Origin of the sequence: Soonwooa sp. (assembly GCF_032062245.1) — a bacterium.
In the GTDB taxonomy this organism is placed as follows: domain Bacteria; phylum Bacteroidota; class Bacteroidia; order Flavobacteriales; family Weeksellaceae; genus Soonwooa.
In genome coordinates this window covers 22,852-43,156 of sequence record NZ_DAMBQF010000001.1, presented here as the reverse complement: position 1 = coordinate 43,156, position 20,305 = coordinate 22,852, and the positions used below count along the sequence as shown (strand labels likewise).

19 protein-coding genes are annotated in these 20,305 nt (G+C 36.7%); 10 read left to right on the top strand and 9 right to left on the bottom strand.

The genetic code is table 11. From position 1 onward, the window contains the following. The first annotated feature begins 3 nt into the window (after nt 1-3). On the top strand, nt 4-603 hold the full coding sequence (locus RT037_RS00190; RefSeq protein ID WP_312322959.1) for a phage tail protein: 600 nt from the start codon (nt 4-6) through the stop codon (nt 601-603). A gap of 13 nt (nt 604-616) precedes the next feature. Continuing rightward, nucleotides 617-1,306 carry a T9SS type A sorting domain-containing protein gene (locus tag RT037_RS00185; RefSeq protein WP_312322958.1) on the top strand — a complete coding sequence of 230 codons (690 nt, stop codon included), beginning with the start codon at nt 617-619 and terminating at the stop codon, nt 1,304-1,306. A 189-nt stretch (nt 1,307-1,495) separates the two neighbouring features. Here the strand turns inward: RT037_RS00185 and RT037_RS00180 are convergent, their stop codons facing one another. The 9 genes from RT037_RS00180 to RT037_RS00140 all read right to left on the bottom strand — a co-directional run bounded on the left by RT037_RS00180 (nt 1,496) and on the right by RT037_RS00140 (nt 11,864). Beyond that, on the bottom strand, nt 1,496-1,945 hold the full coding sequence (locus RT037_RS00180) for a DUF6759 domain-containing protein (RefSeq protein WP_313026800.1): 450 nt from the start codon (nt 1,943-1,945) through the stop codon (nt 1,496-1,498). A gap of 182 nt (nt 1,946-2,127) precedes the next feature. Continuing rightward, a complete protein-coding gene (gene guaB / locus RT037_RS00175; protein WP_312324596.1) occupies nt 2,128-3,588 on the bottom strand; it encodes an IMP dehydrogenase in 1,461 nt (486 codons plus the stop codon). A gap of 116 nt (nt 3,589-3,704) precedes the next feature. After that, complete coding sequence (locus tag RT037_RS00170; RefSeq protein WP_313026795.1) at nt 3,705-4,913, bottom strand: response regulator transcription factor; 1,209 nt, start codon at nt 4,911-4,913, stop codon at nt 3,705-3,707. Nucleotides 4,914-4,941: 28 nt separating this feature from the next. Then, on the bottom strand, nt 4,942-6,162 hold the full coding sequence (locus RT037_RS00165) for a LuxR C-terminal-related transcriptional regulator (RefSeq protein WP_313026791.1): 1,221 nt from the start codon (nt 6,160-6,162) through the stop codon (nt 4,942-4,944). A 124-nt stretch (nt 6,163-6,286) separates the two neighbouring features. After that, on the bottom strand, nt 6,287-7,894 hold the full coding sequence (locus RT037_RS00160) for a hypothetical protein (RefSeq protein ID WP_313026788.1): 1,608 nt from the start codon (nt 7,892-7,894) through the stop codon (nt 6,287-6,289). A gap of 30 nt (nt 7,895-7,924) precedes the next feature. Further along, nucleotides 7,925-8,719, bottom strand: coding sequence for an SDR family oxidoreductase (locus RT037_RS00155; RefSeq protein ID WP_313026785.1), 795 nt, complete (start codon nt 8,717-8,719; stop codon nt 7,925-7,927). A gap of 176 nt (nt 8,720-8,895) precedes the next feature. Then, nucleotides 8,896-10,116 (bottom strand): 3-phosphoshikimate 1-carboxyvinyltransferase, encoded by a 1,221-nt coding sequence (locus tag RT037_RS00150; protein ID WP_313026782.1) that lies wholly within the window; start codon nt 10,114-10,116, stop codon nt 8,896-8,898. A 7-nt stretch (nt 10,117-10,123) separates the two neighbouring features. Next, on the bottom strand, nt 10,124-10,450 hold the full coding sequence (locus RT037_RS00145) for a nucleotide pyrophosphohydrolase (protein ID WP_079666692.1): 327 nt from the start codon (nt 10,448-10,450) through the stop codon (nt 10,124-10,126). A gap of 19 nt (nt 10,451-10,469) precedes the next feature. Continuing rightward, on the bottom strand, nt 10,470-11,864 hold the full coding sequence (locus tag RT037_RS00140) for a hypothetical protein (protein WP_313026778.1): 1,395 nt from the start codon (nt 11,862-11,864) through the stop codon (nt 10,470-10,472). Between the two features lie 163 nt (nt 11,865-12,027). Here RT037_RS00140 and RT037_RS00135 point away from each other — a divergent pair, with 163 nt between their 5' ends. The 8 genes from RT037_RS00135 (at nt 12,028) to paaD (ending at nt 20,291) form a co-directional block, all read left to right on the top strand. Continuing rightward, a complete protein-coding gene (locus RT037_RS00135) occupies nt 12,028-13,368 on the top strand; it encodes a phenylacetate--CoA ligase (RefSeq protein ID WP_313026774.1) in 1,341 nt (446 codons plus the stop codon). A 26-nt stretch (nt 13,369-13,394) separates the two neighbouring features. Then, entirely contained in the window at nt 13,395-15,476 is a 2,082-nt protein-coding gene (locus RT037_RS00130; protein ID WP_313026769.1) for a thiamine pyrophosphate-dependent enzyme, read from the top strand. Nucleotide 15,477: 1 nt separating this feature from the next. Next, nucleotides 15,478-16,062 (top strand): TetR/AcrR family transcriptional regulator, encoded by a 585-nt coding sequence (locus tag RT037_RS00125; protein WP_313026764.1) that lies wholly within the window; start codon nt 15,478-15,480, stop codon nt 16,060-16,062. Between the two features lie 6 nt (nt 16,063-16,068). Continuing rightward, nucleotides 16,069-17,151, top strand: coding sequence for a 1,2-phenylacetyl-CoA epoxidase subunit PaaE (gene paaE, locus RT037_RS00120; protein WP_313026760.1), 1,083 nt, complete (start codon nt 16,069-16,071; stop codon nt 17,149-17,151). Nucleotides 17,152-17,420: 269 nt separating this feature from the next. Then, nucleotides 17,421-18,377: a 1,2-phenylacetyl-CoA epoxidase subunit PaaA gene (paaA, locus tag RT037_RS00115; RefSeq protein WP_313026755.1), complete on the top strand. Its 957-nt coding sequence runs from the start codon at nt 17,421-17,423 to the stop codon at nt 18,375-18,377. Nucleotide 18,378: 1 nt separating this feature from the next. After that, nucleotides 18,379-18,666: a 1,2-phenylacetyl-CoA epoxidase subunit PaaB gene (gene paaB, locus RT037_RS00110; protein ID WP_079666698.1), complete on the top strand. Its 288-nt coding sequence runs from the start codon at nt 18,379-18,381 to the stop codon at nt 18,664-18,666. Nucleotides 18,667-18,875: 209 nt separating this feature from the next. Then, nucleotides 18,876-19,640, top strand: a complete 765-nt coding sequence (gene paaC, locus RT037_RS00105) for a 1,2-phenylacetyl-CoA epoxidase subunit PaaC (RefSeq protein WP_313026748.1) — start codon at nt 18,876-18,878, stop codon at nt 19,638-19,640. 162 nt (nt 19,641-19,802) lie between these two features. Continuing rightward, complete coding sequence (gene paaD / locus RT037_RS00100) at nt 19,803-20,291, top strand: 1,2-phenylacetyl-CoA epoxidase subunit PaaD (RefSeq protein WP_313026743.1); 489 nt, start codon at nt 19,803-19,805, stop codon at nt 20,289-20,291. Nucleotides 20,292-20,305 lie beyond the last annotated feature (14 nt).

Below are 20,305 nucleotides of genomic sequence, written 5' to 3'. Positions count from 1 at the left end.
ACCATGAAAAATAAATTTTTAATACTAGGTATTTTGCTTGCTTTTATAGCAGGTAATACTAAACTAAAAGCACAAGGCGGAGGTGATGCTTATCTGGGACAAATGCTATATGTCGCATTTACTTTTGCGCCAGTGGGTTGGGCAGACTGTAACGGTCAACTAATGTCAATAGCGGAAAACGATGCTTTATATAGTTTGATAGGAACAACTTATGGTGGCGATGGTGTGACGACCTTTGCATTGCCTAATGTACGAAGTCGAGTGTTGATTGGCGATGGTACTTCTACTACCAATGGTGCTAATTATGTAATAGGACAATCTGCTGGCACAGAAAAGGAAACTTTAACAATAAATCAAATGCCGATGCATAATCATCAAATTACTGCTGTTAGTGGTGTAGGTAGTCAAAATCTTCCTACTAATGCTTTGCCGTCTGATAGTCAAGTTCTGGATAAAAAGTATGCGACAAGTGGGACCTTAGCATCCATGAGTAATCTTTCTGTTAAAACTGCGGGAGGTAATGAGCCACATGATAACATTCAGCCCTACATTACTTTTAAGTGTATTATTGCTACAGAAGGTATTTATCCATCACAAAACTAAAAACACTAAGATTATGAAAACTACAATACTACTGTCTTTGTGCTTGAGCTTTGGATTATCTAAGGCACAAACAATTAACTATAAAGGTTGTTACAATCTATTTAATAACCAAGATTATGTTTTGACTAAAACCGGCACAGATACTTACGGTAAAGGTATCTATATTACAACGCCTGTTACTGGCGATCAACCTTGCGGAGGATTTGGGATTTGCGAATTCAAAATCCAGTGGAATAATACCAATACGAGATGGGAGTTTCTGGCTGACCAAGGTGATGGTGATTTTGTAGATCCTTATGTTGTTTTTTATAACGCTACCGGAAGCTCTTCAGCTGTTAATCCACCAAGCAATACTACAGGAGAATGGGTAGAAAATACTGCGATAACCCAAGGTGAATGTGGCGGAAGCATGTCTGGCGCTAATTCTACAATGACCGGAGATGTCCATACTTCAACATTGGCTTTATCAGATTTTAATAAAAATAAATTTAACATTTACCCTAATCCAGTTAAAGACGTCTTGAATATTATTGCTGATGAACAATTAAATTCAATATCGATTTATGATACTGCAGGAAGATTAGTCGTTTCGGAAAAGTCTAAATTAAACATTAATGTTTCAAAACTTTCAAAAGGTTTGTACATCATAAAAATTGAAACAAAAGATTCTAAAAATCACGAAATTAAATTTATTAAAGAATAGAAACTTCTATTTTTAAAAAAAGAAAATCCGACTTGGTTAGCTGAGTCGGATTTTTGCATTGCTAAGTTTTCTGAATTCTCGATACAAAATCTTGCAGAATTTTACAAGAATTGACGCTATGAATATAGATCCGACATCTTAATGTTTTATCTCGGAAGTCAATATTTAATTCAAAAAATAATTAAAAAATTAATTGGTGCCCAAAGTCAAAATAAGAGCATCTGTTACACTTTTCTGCGAATAATATTTAGCTGAACAAACATTTGATCTCAAAGTGTAATTTCCTTTATCGATGATAAATTGGTTTTTACTGTTTTTAGAAACTGGAAGATGGTAAATTTTGTTTCCTCCAGATTGTGTTAGACGGACAATAATATTGCAATTCGAAGTATTGGTAATGACAGCGGCAGTTTGCTTTTGTTTTGGATCGGCGTCGTTGAGTAGGTAGGTGAGGACTTTCGCAGTTTCGTCATTTTTATTGATTTGATCTTTCGCGATAAGATCAGCAAACTCGCGACTTTCGTTGGTAGAGGAAGTTGTACCTGAATTTGGACGATAGATAGCACCTGACGGAATCACGTCACATCCGACTAATGACAACAGTAATACTACAAGAAAATAGTTTTTTATTTTAAACATGAATTTTAAAAATAATTTTAATTTCTAGAGTTTTTAAAAGTAAATTCTCTAAAAAAATTATGAAATTTAAAATTACAGAAATATGTTTTATTTTAAATCAAATTTCATTTAAAAAAAAAAGTTTAGTCCTAAAAAAAGCTGCCACAAAGGACAGCTTGATAGTTTTATATAAATCTTTAATTTTATAAAGAATAGTTAGGTGCTTCTTGTGTGATGATAACATCGTGTGGATGCGATTCTTTAAGACCGCTTCCTGTAATCATCACCATTTTAGAATCTTTTTGAAGTGTTTCAATATCTTTAGCACCGCAATAACCCATGCCAGCACGTAGTCCACCGGTCAATTGGAAAATAACATCCTCCAATTTTCCTTTGTAAGGTACACGTCCTTCGATACCTTCTGGAACGAATTTTTTAGCTTCACTTTGGAAGTAGCGCTCTTTACCACCACGCTTCATCGCAGAAAGACTTCCCATACCTTGATAAGATTTGAAAGTTCTACCTTGGAAGATGATTTCTTCGCCTGGCGCTTCTTCGGTACCAGCCAAAAGAGAACCCAACATCACAGCACTTGCTCCACTAGCAATCGCTTTTACGATGTCGCCAGAAAGTTTGATACCGCCATCAGCAATAACCGCAACATTTTTCTTTTTAGCATATTCGTAAACGTTATATATTGCAGAAAGTTGAGGTACGCCGACACCCGCTACAACACGTGTTGTACAAATCGATCCTGGACCAACACCAACTTTAAGAACATTAGCGCCAGCTTTTATCAAATCTTTTGCAGCTTCGGCAGTTACGATGTTTCCGCCAACGATGTCTAGGTTAGGATAAGCTTTTTTAATTTCAGAAATTTTATCAAGAACACCTTTAGAATGTCCATGGGCAGAGTCAATCGCCACAATGTCAACGCCTGCAGCAACTAGTGCTTTAACGCGATCCATCGTGTCTTCGCCAACGCCAACACCCGCTCCAACGATTAGTCGCCCGTTTTCGTCTTTGTTAGCATTAGGATATTCCATTTGGTTGTCGATATCTTTAATAGTAATCAATCCAACCAATTTATTTTTCTTGTCAACGATCGGTAGTTTTTCAACACGATTTTTAAGAAGAATCTCTTTAGCTTTTTCTAAGTTAGTGTCTTTGTCAGAGGTGATCAGATTTTCGATTGTCATAATCTCAGCGACTTTCATATCAAGGTTTTCCTGATATTTAACATCACGGTTTGTGATAATACCAACTAAGATTCCGTCAGCATCAACAACTGGAAGTCCAGAGATTTTGTATTTAGACATCAAGTCTTTGGCTTGTCCCAAAGTATGATCTTTTGACAAGGTTACGGGATCGGAAATCATGCCGTTTTCTGAACGTTTTACACGATTAACTTGTGCAGCTTGTTCAGCAATTGTCATGTTTTTGTGAATAAATCCTAAACCACCAACTCTTGCCAAAGCAATTGCTAAATCTGCTTCTGTAACTGTATCCATCGCTGCAGAAACGATTGGCGCATTAAGCGTGATTTTGTCTGTAAGTCTAGATTTTAAAGATACCTGATTCGGTAAAACTTCTGAGTAAGAAGGGATGAGAAGAACATCATCAAAAGTGATGGCTTGTTCAACAATTTTGTTATGAATAGACATTTTTACTTTCTTGCAAAATTAAAGCTTTTTAATGAATTCTGAAAATCAGGAAATTGATATTAACTAAATTTAATTTTTGTCTTTTCTATTGCTTGAAAATCAATTTGTTAATTCTTTTAGCGCAAGTCCCGACGGTTCTCTATTCCCAAAGTATTGTAGATTATCTTGAGGTGATATTTAACCGTATTCTCCGAAATATATAGCTCAGCACCGATTTCTTTATTGGTTTTGCCGAGTTTTACAAGTTCGATAATTTCAAGTTGTCTATCGGTGAGATTGGTATTTTTAAAGTCAGAATCTTCGGTTTCATTTTTTGAATTAAATAAAATCTCATCTAGTTTTTTTCTGATTTCTAAATTCTCAGATTCAACTTCAAGACGTTTTTTTTTATTTTTAAATAAAGTAATTCCTAAATAGCCTAAAATGCCGAGAACAATTACAAATCCAACAATTACTAATAGTTGTTTCTTTTGTTGTGCTTCGTATTCTTTTCTTAGGTAGTCGGATGTTAGTTTCTTTTCGAGTTCGATAAGTTTTAGGCTATTAATATTGATTAAAGTATTGTCGTCTTCTTTGAGATTGTCCGCAATTTCGCGATAATATTTTGCTTTTTCGAGGTTGTTTTGATGGGTGTAAAATTCCCACATATTGATAGCTAGATTCTTTATATATAGATCTGTTTTATATTTTTCTGCATAATACATTGCTTTTCGAAAAGCTTCTTCAACTTTTTCTGGTTGATTGAGTTTTTGATACAGAAACATTTTCTTACCATAAATATTGGGTAAATCTTTAGGACTTACTTTTTCGTAAATACTAATTGCATTATTAATTTTGTCATTGGCATCATCGTAGTTACCATCGATAATTTCAATAATGGCTAAGGCAGAAAGATAAAGACCTTTTGTTTCTTCATCGATTAATGATAAGTCGATGTTTTTGTTATCATTTATCATTTCCCGAATTTTCTCAAATCGTTGTAAGTCGAAAATGATAAAGAATTTTTCAATAGCGATCTTAGAATTTACTTCTTTTACTTTATCGGTTTTTAAGCCTTCTTCTAACGCGTAGTTGAGGTTGCCATAAGCTTCGTTAAAGTTGTATATCCTTTTATATGTCAAAGATTTTTGTAGATAAGCATTGTATTTTTCGTAATGTGAAGACTTTGGATTGTAAAGAACTTCATAGATTTTTATAATACTTTGTTCGTACTCATGCTTGTTATTAAGGACATATATTTCGTCATTGAATTTTTTCAGATTCCCATTTTGGGCAGAAATAAAACAACTAAAGACTAATAGAATAAGGATATATAAAGTTTTCATCTAATTAAAAAAAAAAGTATGAAAGGCTCTATTGTAAACTTTCACGAAGATTCCAGCGGTTTTCGATACCGAGATTGCTGTATATAATTTTGAGGTGATATTTAACTGTATTTTCAGAAATGTAAAGTTTTTCGCCAATTTCTTTATTTGTTTTTCCGAGTTTTACAAGGTTCACAATATCTATTTGTCGATCTGTAAGGTTGTAATTGGCAAGATTTATTTTGTCTTCACCTTGCTCATTCACTTCACTTGTAAGTTTTTCGAGTTCGGTGCGAATACGGTTGTTTTCGCGAAGGATAAGCTTATTTTTTTCTCTGTTAGATTGATATAACTTAACAACAACCACTAAAAAAGCTAGCAAAATAGCGGATGCAAAAGCGAGGATGTATTTAATTTTTTTTTGGTAATCGAGTTCTATATTTTTTCTTTTGTTCAAAAGGTTTCTTTCGAGAACAGATAATTTTCCATTTTGAAATGCAGCATTATATCTAGCTGAGATTTCGACACCCTGATTCTCGTAGAGATAAGCATTTTTATAATCTTCGAAAGTCAGAAAAAAATGGCTCATCGTGTAATATAAAGATATTTTGTAGATATCCATATTGTATTTTTCAGCATAATAGATCCCTTTATCAAAGGCGTTTTGCGCTAGGTTTCTATCTTGAAGATGTTCTGAAAGTCCAATGATTTTGGTGTATATAAGTGGAAGATGTTTTGGGCTTTTCCGTTCCAAAATGCCAATCGCATCCTCCAAAGTCAACTGTGCGGCATTGTAATTTTTATTGATGATTTGTAGGACAGCGACCGCACTTAGGTAGAAAGCTTGCGTCTCGGCATCTAGCAAATCAATATTTTTTTTGGATAAATCTTTAATAAGTTTTTCGGCTTTATCGAAGTTTCGTAAGTCGAATTCTACAAACATCTTTTCCGTTAAAACACGAACTTCTGCTTCTTCAACAAAGTCTGTATCTTTCGCTTCCTCAAAAGCTAAATCTAGGTTTTCTAAAACTTCTGGATAATTGTAAAGTCTTTTAAAAGTTAAAGCTTTTTGAAGGTAAGCATTGTAACGTTCGTAGTTTTGGGATTTTTTATTGTGAAGGATTTCTTCAAGTTTAATGATAGACTCTTCGTATTTGTAGGCGTCGTTAAGTTGTGAAATCTCCTTATTAAGCGCTTCAGAATTTATCTGTTGCGCTTTCGTGTTGAGATAGAGACAAAAAAATATTAAAACGAATAGAAATTTATTCATTTAGTAAATTCTCGGATTAGTTTAGTTTTTGAACACGGGGATAATTCCAGAATTGTGAAATTATTCGCTAAAATAATAAAATATTTTTAAAACTGTAATAATCCAAATTAATGAACTATGAATTCTAAAATCGACTCACAATTCCCCAATGGATTTTGGTTTCAGAAAATTTAAAAGGATTTCCGAATTGATTTCCGTTCGAGATTTGGAAACTCATCAAACCAACGGGCAAGAAGAAATTAAAACCCAATCCCAAACTGTAAAGACTTGGACTGGCATTCAGACTTTTGTTAGACATTGTACCATACTGTGCGAAAACGTCGAAGAACGCTTGATCGTTGACGAGATAACGATATTCGGCGCCACCAAAGGCATAGAAGTCGCTGACCAAACTTAATTCGTTAAAACCTCGCATCGAATTCCAACCACCAAATCTAAAAAGTTCGTTGACGGACAAATCGTTTTTTGCCGATAACAAAGCAGATTCACCACGAAGATTCAGATAATGATTTCCTTTTAGATGAAAATTATGTTCGCCTGAAACAAAGTAACGCATTTGGTTAACCGAGAGATTGGTTTTATCGTAATTACTTTTAATAAAATCAACTTCTGCTCGGATATTTGTATTGTAAATAAACAACGGAATGTCGCTTCCAGATTGATATTGATACCAAACACCAATACCTTTTTTAGTGAAATCTTGAGCTTGCGTATACAGAGAATCTAGAACGGCTGACGATTCAAAAATCCCTCGAAGTCCAATTTTTTGATTCTGTGATAAATGTAAATACAATGCAGGACGGAATTTCACCGTTGCAAAAGTCGAATCTTGTCGATAGATATTAACGCCAACATTAACGCCGACATTCGACTTAAAAGTGTACGGAATATCGGTTTGCAAATCAAAAGTTTGACCTTTGTCAGGATTACGTTGCCAGTAAAGACTAATGCTTTCAAAACCGTTGAACATATTACGAAGCGCAATATTAATTGTTCCGTTAAAAGTGAATTTCTCGGTTTTATCGTTTCCAAAACCTAACATTCCATCAAAATTGTTGACACGTTTTTTTTGAAGAAAAAGATAAATTTGTGTAGAATCTTTCGTGAACAAAGTTTGCGGCGGTTTTTCCAAACTTACAAAAGTGTGACCTTGTAGATCTTTGTTGATGGCGACAAGGTTTTTATCATCGTACACTTTCCCGAGATAGGCTTTTTCTAGATTTTTAACAAAACGTTTGGGGACGCGCTCGTAACCGCGAACAACAAAAGAATTGATGCGTCGCTGTTGCGCAGGTACCACCGAAATTTCTATCGTTGGCTTATCGTTTTTAATCTCAATAAATTTTGTTCTAACACGATTAAATGCAAAACCTTTGTCTCTATATCTTTGATTAATTTTTAGCTTTAAAGAATCCAAATTTTTGACATAAATCTCCTTAGGATAATTGAATTCTTTTTGCAAACTATCCGAAAATTTAACTTGCGCTTGGTTAAAGTTGGGACCTTTGTCATAATAGATTTCGGTGTGTTGGTCTTTATTTTCTACCGAGTGTAATTTTGCAAAAAAGTAAGAGGTTTGCGCGAGACTGTCCAAAAACTTAACTGCCGCTGCCGAATCTTTTACGATGTTTTTCGTTTGCGTGTCTTTGTCAATCAGCCAAAAATCCCGTTGCTGTGCTTGCAAAAACACAGTCCAAAAAATCGCAATGATATAGAGTAGAGATTTCGGCATTAACAACGACCAACATTAGTTTAACAGAAATTACTTTAGATTATTGTATTTCTTCATCAGATGTTCGTACAAGTTTTGTGGCAAAATCCATTTCAACGGAACACCAATTTTTTGTCCAAAAGCACCAAAATAATAATGCGCTTTCCAGCTTGATTTTTGTAGAAGTTGATCGATGTAGGTGGCAACTTCCAAAGGTTCATTACCTTTGTCAACATGCGCGTTCATCAAAGAATAAACTTTTTCAAAAATCCCTTGATATGGTGCAGAAACATTGGTTTTGATGCGGTTGTCAGCGATATTGGTTTTAATGTCGCCAAGGTGAAGCGAGCAGACATTTACGTTCCATTGCTCAACCTCATAGCGCATCGCTTCCGTAACTTTGTCGACTGCCGCTTTGGATGCCGAATAAAATCCTCGGAAAGGCAAACCCATTTCGCTTCCAATACTCGAAATGTTAATAATTTGTCCCGATTTTTGGGCACGCATTGTTGGCATCACTGCACTTATCATTTGCACAGTTCCAACAAGATTTAGGTTAAAAAGTTTTAAAATCTCATCTTGGCCAGAATCTTCTACAGCGCCTACCATTCCCATTCCAGCATTGTTGATGAGAACATCGATTTTGCCTTCTTTTTCAAGAATTTTCCCAACTGCATTTTTAACGTCATCATTCTTAGTGACATCCGTTGGTAGGCACATAAAATGTGGACTATCGGTCGTTTTCCGGCTAAGACCGTAGACTTTATTTCCTTTTTTACCAAAATATTCTGCAAGCGCAAAACCGATTCCAGTCGAACTTCCCGTGATGATGTATACTTTTGACATTTTATTAATTTTTAGGAGCAAGACCATTTTGTCGTTCTATGACAATATGGACCCGCTGTTCGCTATATCTTTTGTTGGTCGCTCGGTCGGCTCTGCTACGCTCCGCCGCCTCACTCCCACACAAAAGGATGCCGCTTCCATCGGGGCTAGCGATAACTATTTTTACCTTTGTTTGATTATAATTGTTCGGTCACTTTTTTAAAATCTGTCCAAAATTCGGGATAAGATTTTTCAACCACTTGGTCGTCCAAGATCTCAAGATCGTAAAGCAAAGCCGCTGGTGCAAAAGCCATTGCCATACGATGATCATTATAAGTTTCGACTTGGATGTGTGCGTCGGCTTGACCAAAGTTGACAGATTCGATTCTATCGTTGGTGATGATGGTTGTTGCCCCCAATTTTTTTAATTCTTTTTGAAGCGCAACCAATCGATCCGTTTCTTTGACCTTTAGCGTTTGCAGACCAGTTATCGAAAACGGAATCTTCAAAAGCGTTGCTGTCACACACAAAGTTTGTGCAATGTCTGGACAATCATTCATGTCAACGCTGATAAATTCTGTTAACTCATGATGCGGATCGGGCATTAATGCAATGCTGTTTTCCGCAAAATCTGATAATGTATCAATCCCGAAAAATTTCCAATACAATTCTTTTATAACGCTGTCGCCCTGCAAAGACAATGTTTTAAAACTTTTTAGATTAATAACTTTTCGACCAACCGCTGCTAAAGAATAATAATAAGATGCAGATGACCAATCGCTTTCCACTTCGTAATGTTGTGTTCTTAGGCTTTCTGTATGCGCTTCGATTTTAATTTGTTGACCGTCAAGTTTAGCTTCAATACCAAGATTATGCAGAATATGTAAAGTCATTTCCAGATAAGGACGAGAAGTGATTTCGCCAACCAGATTGATGTTAAGACCATTTTCTAGTTTAGCACCAATCAACATCAAAGATGTAATAAACTGACTCGAAATATTAGCAGGAATTTCAACTTCGTTTTTAGAAAGTTTTTTACCAACAATCTTTAAAGGCGGAAAACCATCATTTTCCAAATATTCAATATCAGCACCTAAAGATTTTAAAGCCGAAACCAAATCTTTAATCGGGCGTTGTTTCATTCTGTCCGAACCCGTCAAAGTCACCGTTCTTCCTTCTTGTATCGCCAGATAAGACGTTAAAAATCGCATCGCTGTTCCCGCATGATGGATGTCGATAACATCGCCAGTTTGGTTAAGCGCAGCCTCTAGGAGTTGCGTGTCCTGCGAATTTGATAAATTGAGAATGTCGATATGATTATACAGACCGGCCAAAATCAAAAGACGGTTCGAAATACTTTTCGAACCGGTAATTTGTATCTGTTGTCCGTCTATCAGTTGGGACTTTTTTAATAGCATAAAAGCTTTATTTTAGTTTTTCATTTTGAGCATGCCTTTCTGCATCACGCTCGGTTTTTAGTTTCATTTTTTTATCGAAAGCAGATTGCAAGTCCACGCCAGTTTGGTTAGCTAGACATAAAGTTACAAAGAGAACATCGGCCAATTCTTCACCCAAATCTTTGGATTTGTCAGATTCTTTTTCACTTTGTTCACCATAACGACGGGCAATAATTCTTGCTACTTCGCCAACTTCTTCGGTCAACATCGCCATATTGGTCAACTCGTTAAAATATCTAACGCCAACCGTTTTTATCCAAGCATCGACTTCTTGTTGAAGTTTTGTGATTTCCATTTTTTTTTAAAAAAATCTATTAAAATTCGTAAGCTCCAATTGTTGATGGACTCTTTCTGTCTTTACCTGTAATATCTTTTTCGCCAGCCACAAGACGCGTGCCTTTTCCGATTGCGCCAGAACCTTCTTTAACTCTTAAATTCATTTTGTGAATATAATAGTTAGCGAATTTTGGTTCCACGTTTTTGATAGAATTTTGGATGTTGTTATTGTTTTCAAAAGCGAAACCTGCTTTATCATCATATTTTAACAAAGAGTTTTTAATGTTATAATTAAAGACTTGTCCAGTCGTTGGAGCAAAAAGAACTGCATTTGACAAATTGTTATAAGCAATCGAGTTAGTCATGTTGAAAATAAGCGGTTCTTTATACTCGTTATCGCCGTCTTTCCAAGAGTTGGTTGCGTAGATGCTCAAGCCGGAAAGACTTCCATTTAAGTCCCAATAATTTGCAAAAGTGCTGTATGTCAAATTGTAAGTACCACCTTTAAAGATTGCTAAATCTGCTTCGCCGCAGTTATTCATCACCAAATTGTTGGTTTTCAAATTTGCACCGATCGCATAGATGCCGAAACTTTGGAAAGTGTGGATGATGCTATTTTTAATTGTTGCAATATTATCTTTTAGTTGCAGACCAACCGTTCCGCCGTAGACTTTGGCGTAGTTCATATTAAGTGTAGAGGCAGCTTCCATGCGTATTCCGTTCCAGTTAGCAGGTAGCGTGTCGTATCGTGTATCGTTTCTATCACCACGGAAAGTTACTTCGTTTTGATATTCACCTTGTACATCAAGTATGGCATTTTTAGAAATGTTAAGTCCACTCTTCTTGTGGAAATAGACTTTAGTTCCTTTTTCAACCGTAAGTTTTTTGCCTTCAGCAAGTGTTAAATCACCAAAAATAATTTTCGCTTTATCGTTTTTCCAAGTCGTGTCGTCAGATATAATATTTGGATTAGTGTCCGATTGGATAAAATATTCAGCATCTTGAACTACTGAGAAAAGTGTTACTTTTTGTTGTCCAGCTGAGGTTTCGAAAACCACTTTGTCTTCTGCGATTGCTTCTGGAGCATTGGCAGTCGGCGCAATTTCTACGAAAACAAAAAGACTATCATTTTTTCTTAAAGGAACATTTTTGAAATCGGTTCCAGATTTTCCATCAACATTAATACGATAAAGAGAAGCATTGCCACCTTCTAGAGAAATTCTCGGGATTTGCACATCTTTGTTGTCGTTATTATAGACTTTTACAGCATAAGTTTCGGAACGCATTTGGTTATAAACGGTGTCGCAAAACACAGTGTCTGTCGAAAATTTCAACGATTGTGCTGGCGTATCAAAAACGATATCGTCATTTTTACAAGAGAATAAAAACAAAGCACACCAAAAAGCTAATCCTAAAAGTACTCGTAGTTTCATCAAATTTTTTTAAAGTGTTTCAAAACTACAATAATTTTTTTTTTCCATCAATCTAAATTGAACTTAATCCTAAATATTGATTAAAATCACTAACTAACGTTTGTTAGTGTCGATTATTTTTTTATATTTGTAAACGACCAATCACAAAATATTAATCTCGAAAATGATATTTAATCCCAATGCAGAAACTTTAACAAAAGATAAGCTGAGAGCACTTCAGACGGAATCTTTGCAAAATATTGTTCAATATGTTTATAAGAATGTTGAGTTTTATAAAAGTAAGTATGACGCATTTGGGATTGACATTTCGGGGATTAGATCTTTGGAAGATTTACAAAAACTTCCTTTCACCAAAAAACACGATTTACGCGACAATTATCCATTCGGATTGTTTGCTGTACCTCAAGAAAAAGTAGCAAGATTGCATTGTTCTAGCGGAACAACAGGAAAGCCTACCGTTGTTGGTTATACAAAAAATGACATCGAATTGTTTTCTGAAGTTGTCGCAAGATCTTTGGCGGCTGCAGGCTGCGAAGCTGGTATGAAGTTGCAAAATGCATACAGTTACGGACTTTTCACGGGAGGTCTTGGTCTTCATTACAGCGCCGAAAAATTAGGAATGAATGTTATTCCGATTTCTGGTGGGGGAACCGAACGTCAAATTATGTTGCTTCAAGATTTTCAACCAGAAGCCATTGCAGCAACACCATCTTATCTTTTAAGTATTATTGAAGAGATCAAAAGACGAAATATCGATATTAAAACACTTAACCTTAAATATGCGATTCTAGGTTCTGAGCCTTGGTCGGAAAGTTTAAGAAAAAGAATCGAAGCAGGTCTTAATGTGAAAGCGACTAATATTTACGGTTTAAGCGAAATTATTGGCCCTGGTGTGGCGCAAGAATCAGTTGAAGAACGCGGAACAGGAAGTTATATCTGGGAAGATCTTTTCTATCCAGAAATTGTTGACGAAAAAACTGGCGAACCAGTGGCTGAAGGCGAATATGGTGTTTTGGTTTTAACGACTTTAACTAAAGAGGCGATGCCGATTATCAGATATTGGACGGGCGACATTACGAATCTCACTTATGAACATTCTAAGTCTCGAACTTTAGTGAAAATGGGACCAATCGTTGGTCGTGCCGATGATATGATGATTATTAGAGGTGTTAATTTTTTCCATACTCAGATTGCAGATGTTTTGGAAGCTTATGATTTTGCTTCTGCTAATTATCAAATCGAATTAACACGAAAATCGGCAATGGATAGCGTGAAAGTCTCTGTAGAAATTGAAGACGCTTTTTTGAAAAGTTGCGATATTTTTAAAATTTCAGATGAAAATAAAAGCTCAAGCGAACAACTTTTACAAGTTAAAAAAACGCTTGAGAAGAAAATAAAAGATTGCATCGGATTGTCAATGGAAGTTTGTCTTTGTAATATTGGTGACTTGCCAAGAAGCGAAGGCGGAAAACTTAACCGTATTGTCGACAACCGAAATATCTAATTTAATAAGTTTAGTAAAAAGTAAAAATGGAATTAACCCAACCTAAAAAAAATATTAACGAAAGCAATTTGGAAGATTTTCTGAAGAATGCTTATCGATTGATGTTTACTGCTAAAAGTCTTACCGAATTGTATGAGGAAGAAAAACGTGTGGCTTCTAAATATGTGCATGCGACGTCTCGTGGTCACGAAGCGATACAATTAGCAGTAGGCTTACAACTTTTACCACAAGATTTTTTGAGTGCTTATTATCGTGATGATAGCATCCTTTTAGGCATCGGAATTACGCCTTACGAGTTGATGCTTCAACTCTTAGCAAAGCGTGATGATCCATTTTCTGGTGGTAGAACTTATTATTCGCATCCGAGTTTGAGACGCGATGACATGCCGAAAATTCCACATCAGAGTAGTGCGACAGGTATGCAAGCGATCCCAACAACTGGTGTTGCGATGGGTTTAAAATATAAAGAAGAATTAGGTCTTGCAGAAGATTTCGATGATAAACCAATTGCAGTTTGTTCTCTTGGAGACGCAAGTTGTACTGAAGGTGAAGTAGCAGAGGCTTTTCAAATGGCAGCTTTGAAACAACTTCCGATTTTATATTTGGTTCAAGATAACGAGTGGGATATTTCTGCGCATGCTTCAGAAATTCGTGCGCAAGATATGTCAAAGTACATTCAAGGTTTTGAAGGTATAAAGGCGAGAACAATTGACGGAACAGATTTTATTAAATCTTACGAAACAGTTAAAGAATGCATCCGCATTATTCGTGAAGAACGTCGCCCAATGTTGATTCATGCGAAGGTTCCTTTACTAAATCACCATACTTCTGGGGTTAGAAAAGAATGGTACCGTGACGATTTGGAAGAAGCAGCGACAAGAGATCCACTTCCAAAACTTAGAGAAAAATTATCAGAATTCGGAATCGACGATTCTGAAGTTTCAACAATAGAAAATGAGGTTTTAAACCTTGTTAAAGCCGATTACCAAAGAGCTTTGCAAGCGGAAGATCCTCGACCAGAAGATTTGTTCACCCACGATTTTGTGCCAACACCAATTACCGAAGAAAAAGGAATTCGTGTGCCAGAAGGCAAAGTGCCAACCGTAATGGTGGATTGCGCTTTGTTCGCCATTCGCGAAATTATGGACAAACATCCCGAATCTTTGTTGTACGGACAAGATGTTGGAGCACGTTTGGGTGGTGTTTTCCGTGAAGCGATTACTTTGGCGGGACAATTTGGCGACAAAAGAGTTTTCAATACACCAATCCAAGAAGCATTTATTATTGGATCAACGGTTGGTATGAGTGCTGTTGGGCTAAAACCAATTGTTGAGGTTCAGTTTGCTGATTATATTTGGCCAGGTCTTAATCAATTGTTTACCGAAGTAGCAAGAAGTTGTTATTTATCAAACGGAAAATGGCCAGTATCCATGATTTTGAGAGTTCCGATTGGCGCTTACGGAAGTGGTGGACCTTACCATTCAAGTTCTGTGGAAAGTGTTTTAACGAATATTAAAGGAATTAAAATCGCTTATCCATCGACAGGAGCAGATCTTAAAGGTTTGATGAAGTCGGCTTATTACGATCCAAATCCAGTAGTGATGTTGGAACATAAAGGACTTTATTGGTCAAAAATTGCAGGAACTGAAGAAGCAAAAACAATTGAGCCAGACGAAGATTATATCATTCCATTTGGGAAAGCTAGAGAAGTCTTGTTAGCAGATTCTCAAAAAGAGCGATCAACATTGACGATTATCACTTACGGAATGGGTGTTTATTGGGCGAGCAATGCTGCTAAAGATTTTGAAGGTCGTGTAGAAATTATCGATTTAAGAACTTTGGCACCGCTTGACGAAAAAAGAATTTTTGAAAGTGTTAAAAAGCATAATCGTTGTATCGTTTTAACAGAAGAACCAGTACAGAATAGCTTTGCGCAAAGCATTGCAGCAAGAATTTCGGATACATGTTTCCGCGATTTGGATGCGCCTGTTAAAGTGGTTGGCGCTGAGAATATGCCAGCCATTCCACTTAACTCTGTTTTAGAAGAAACCATGCTTCCAAATGCTGAGAAATTAAAAATACAAATCGATCAGCTTTTAAAATATTAAAATGGCGCCATTAAGAACTAAAGTAAATAAAAGAGAACTTATCCTTACCGAAGCTTCGAAGCTTTTTAAAGATCGTGGTTTTGGAGGGACAGGCATGCGCGACATTGCTGAAAAAGTAGGTATGGAAGCCGCGTCGATGTACAACCATATCAAATCTAAAGACGAAATTTTAGAATTGATTTGTTTTAAAATAGCTGACGCTTACACGACACACCTTTCAGAAATTGCAGACACAGAAGCTAGTTTTCAAGATAAATTAAAACAAATTATCAAAGTCCATATCGACTTGATGATTCACGATGCAGCCGCAGTTTCGGTGGCAAATAACGATTGGAAGTATCTTCGCGATCAGAAGAAGGAAGAATACAAAAGCATCAGAAAATCCTACGAAAGAAGTTTTGCTTTTGTCCTTGAAGAAGGCATGAAGTCAGGAGAATTCAAAACCATGAATGTTTCCGTAGCTCTGTTCACAATCTTGTCATCTTTACGCTGGATCGAGCTTTGGTACAAGCCAAGCCGAGATATTTCGGCGGAAGAATTACAAGAAGAACTTTCAACAATTTTACTTAACGGAATAAATATTTAATAGATAATGTCAACAACTTTTCATCCTCTCAAAATAAAAAAAATCAAACGCGAAACGCCAGACTGTGTTTCGGTAAGTTTTGACGTGCCAGAGGACTTAAAAGAGCAATTTAGATTTACGCAAGGACAATATTTAACATTCAAACAAATTAACAACGGCCAAGAGATTAGACGTTCCTACTCAATTTGTGCAAGTCCATGCGAAGATGAACTAAAAGTTGCGGTGAAGAAGATCACAGATGGCGTATTTTCGAGCTATATTAACGATGTTGCAAAAGAAGGCGACGTGGTAGAAGTAATGACGCCACAAGGGACTTTCTTTACAGAACTAAAACCTTACAATAAAAAAACTTATGTTGCCTTTGCGGCAGGAAGTGGCATCACTCCAGTGATGTCGATTGTAAAATCCGTTCTGAAAAACGAGCCCAACAGCAACTTTGTTTTAATCTACGGCAACCGAAATAAAGCCCACATTATCTTTAAAGAAGACATCGAAGCACTTAAGAATATCTTTATGGATAGACTTAGTGTTTACCATATTTTGAGCCGCGAGATTGCCGACGCCGATTTGTTGGCAGGACGTATCACAGCAGAAAAAGCCAAGCTTTTTTTAGAGCATATTGTCCCTGTTGACACCATTGATGAGGTTTTCCTTTGCGGTCCAGAAGATATGATTCTTGACGTTCGCGATACATTGCAAGACGCAGGTCTAGAGCCCAAAAAGATTCATTTTGAATTGTTTTACAGTGCAACAGCAGAGGAGAAGAAAAAAGAACATGCACAAGCGGTTAACAGAGCAGACGATAAATACAGCAAAGTAACCGTTAAGCTGGACGCATCGGCACTTAATATGGATTTGGCTTATCACGGGCAGACCATTTTGGATGCCGCATTACAAAACGGTGCAGATCTGCCATACGCTTGTAAAGGCGGTGTTTGCGCGACTTGTAAATGCAAGTTGGAGAAAGGCGAAGTCGAAATGGACATCAATTATTCTTTGGAGCAAGATGAGTTGGATGCAGGATTTATCCTATCTTGTCAGGCGCATCCACGTTCAGAGGAAGTTATTGTTAATTTTGACATCAAGTAATTATAGATTCATTATTGGGGCAGCATTTCCGCCTTCCGCTCCCGCTATTTTTTGCCAAGGCTTAGTCCAACGCAAAAAAAATGAGCTCCGCTCAAGTCGGGCTGCGACAACATAATGCAGAAAAACCTAGCCCCCGTCGAGGCGGTTAATAACAGAATAGACCGAAAATCTATTCACAAAAAATGAAAATTATTAGTCGATATAGAATAGCACAAATCCTATTTTATAAAAGATTTTAAAAAAAATAATTCCATTAAAAAATAAAAATTATGGAAACAACAGAAATCAACTTGGAACAACACTTCCAAAACAAAATCGATAACGAAATCCGCATCGAGCCAAAAGATTGGATGCCGGAAGCTTATAGAAAGACGCTTATTCGTCAGATTTCTCAACACGCACATTCCGAGATTGTTGGGATGTTGCCGGAAGCCAATTGGATTACCAGAGCACCAAGCTTGAAACGTAAAAAAATCCTTTTAGCAAAAGTTCAAGATGAAGGCGGACATGGTTTATACCTTTATTGTGCAGCCGAAACTTTAGGCGTAACACGTGACGAAACACTTCGTGACCTACATTCAGGGAAAGCAAAATATTCAAGTATCTTCAATTATCCAACATTAACTTGGGCAGATATGGGTGCAATTGGTTGGTTGGTAGACGGTGCGGCAATTCTTAACCAAGTGCCATTGTGTAGAGCATCTTATGGCCCTTATGCAAGGGCGATGGTTAGGATTTGTAAAGAAGAAAGTTTCCACCAACGTCAAGGTTACGAGTTGATGATGAAGTTGGCTCAAGGCTCACCGGAACAAAAAGAAATGGCACAAGACGCATTCAACCGTTGGTGGTGGCCAACCTTGATGATGTTTGGACCTCGTGATGCCGAATCAGGAAACACCGAAGCTTCTATGAACTGGAGAATTAAACGTTTCTCAAACGATGAGTTAAGACAACGATTTGTAGATATGACGGTGCCACAAGCCGAATATTTAGGATTGACAATTCCTGATCCAGATTTAAAGTTCAACGAAGAAACTGGACACTACGAATTCGGAGAAATCGATTGGGAAGAATTCTGGAATGTCGTTAAAGGCAACGGAATGTGCAACAAAGAAAGACTCGAAGTACGTCGCAAAGCTTTCGACGAAGGCGCTTGGGTACGAGACGCGGCAACAGCTTACCACGAAAAAAGAAAACAAAAAGAACAACAGAAAAAAATAAGTTAAGATGCAAAATAACGAATGGCCACTTTGGGAAGTCTTCATCAGAAGCCGCCAAGGACTAGATCACAAACATGTTGGTAGCCTTCATGCTGCCGATGCAGAAATGGCAATTCAAAATGCCAGAGATGTTTACACCAGACGTTTGGAGGGTGTTAGTATTTGGGTTGTTGAGTCCAAATTTATCACCGCTTCTAGTCCCGACGATGCAGGTGCATTTTATGAGCCTTCGGAGGACAAGGTATACAGACATCCGACCTTCTACCACGTTCCTGAAGAAATCAAAAATATGTAAAACAATTTGGGCAGCTTTTCCGTCCTCCGTTCCCGCTTTTTTGTTTCGCTACGCTACACAAAAAGAGCTCCACTCAGGCCGGGCTGCAGATTCGGGTTCCGATTTTAATTTTCGGAGGAAGATAAAATTTTTAGCCCAATTGGACTTAATTATAAAGTCCATCAACAAATTTAAAATTAAAACTTGCGCATTTTAGCGTTTCAAGTAAAATGGAAAATAAAGAAAACAACCAGCTCAACTATCTTCTTCATTTGGCAGATACCAGCATGATTCTTGGGCAACGTTTGTCAGAATGGTGTGGCAAAGGACCTGTTTTAGAACAAGATATTGCATTGTCAAATATTGCTTTGGATCTTTTAGGAGAAGCATCTCATTATTATGAGTTAGCGGCTAATCTACAAGGTGAAGGCAAAACTGAAGACGATTTAGCATTTTTACGCAACGAAAGAGATTTCAAAAATCTTTTAATCACCGAACGTCCAAACGGACATTTCGGAGATACCATTGCAAGACAGTTTTACTTCGATATCTATAATGTTTTGTTGTTAAATGAACTGAAGAAATCTTCAAATTCAGAAATTGCAGCCATCGCTGAAAAATCTTTGAAGGAAGCAACTTACCATACAAAATGGAGCTCAGAATGGGTAATCCGTTTAGGTGATGGCACTGAAGAAAGTCATGATAAAATTCAAAAATCAATTCTTGATTTTGTTGATTATACCGACGAAATGTTCATTCCAACTAATTGGGAAAGGTCTTTGATAGCTTCAGGTGAAATGCCAGACATCACAACTTTTAAAGATAAATGGATAACTCGTGTTAATCAGGTTTTAGAAGAAGCGACGTTGACTGTTGATTTTTCAAAATCAAGAAAATTAATTGGTGGTAAAGACGGTAAACATACCGAGGCTTTAGGTTACATATTTGCAGAAATGCAATATATGCAACGCACTTACCCTAATATGGAATGGTAAATTAGTTGAGCCACTTCGTAGTTCTCCTAATACTAATCTTTACATTTGAAAATATGCTTCAACTTGTATAGTCCCGAAGGTACGAATTATCATAGCATTGGGTTTTAACCGATGGCTAAAATTAATAACGACGATTACAAACCGTCGAAATAGCAGCAAGAAATGCAGTTTAAAGAAGAACAAATTTGGCGGTTTTTAAGTGAAGTACAGGATCCAGAAGTTCCTGTGCTTAACATTTTGGAACTTGGCATTGTCAGAGAAGTTCTTATCAAAGATGATGATGTCGAAGTTGTTGTAACGCCAACATATTCAGGTTGTCCAGCAACATCAATGATCAATAAGTCAATTCGATTAAAACTTATTGAAAAAGGTATCAAGAATGTAAAATTAACCAATCGATTAAGTCCGGCTTGGACGACTGATTGGATGACAGCGGAGGCAAAAGAAAAACTAAAAGCTTATGGCATTGCGCCACCAGTTTATTCTAAAACAAATCAAGACGATTTGTTTGCAAAGCCCGATGAGGTGCCTTGTCCACATTGCGGATCAAGTCATACAAAATTGATAAGTCAATTTGGATCGACGGCTTGCAAAGCATTATATCAATGCGAAGACTGCCGCGAACCTTTTGACTATTTTAAATGTCATTAATAAAAATGAAATTC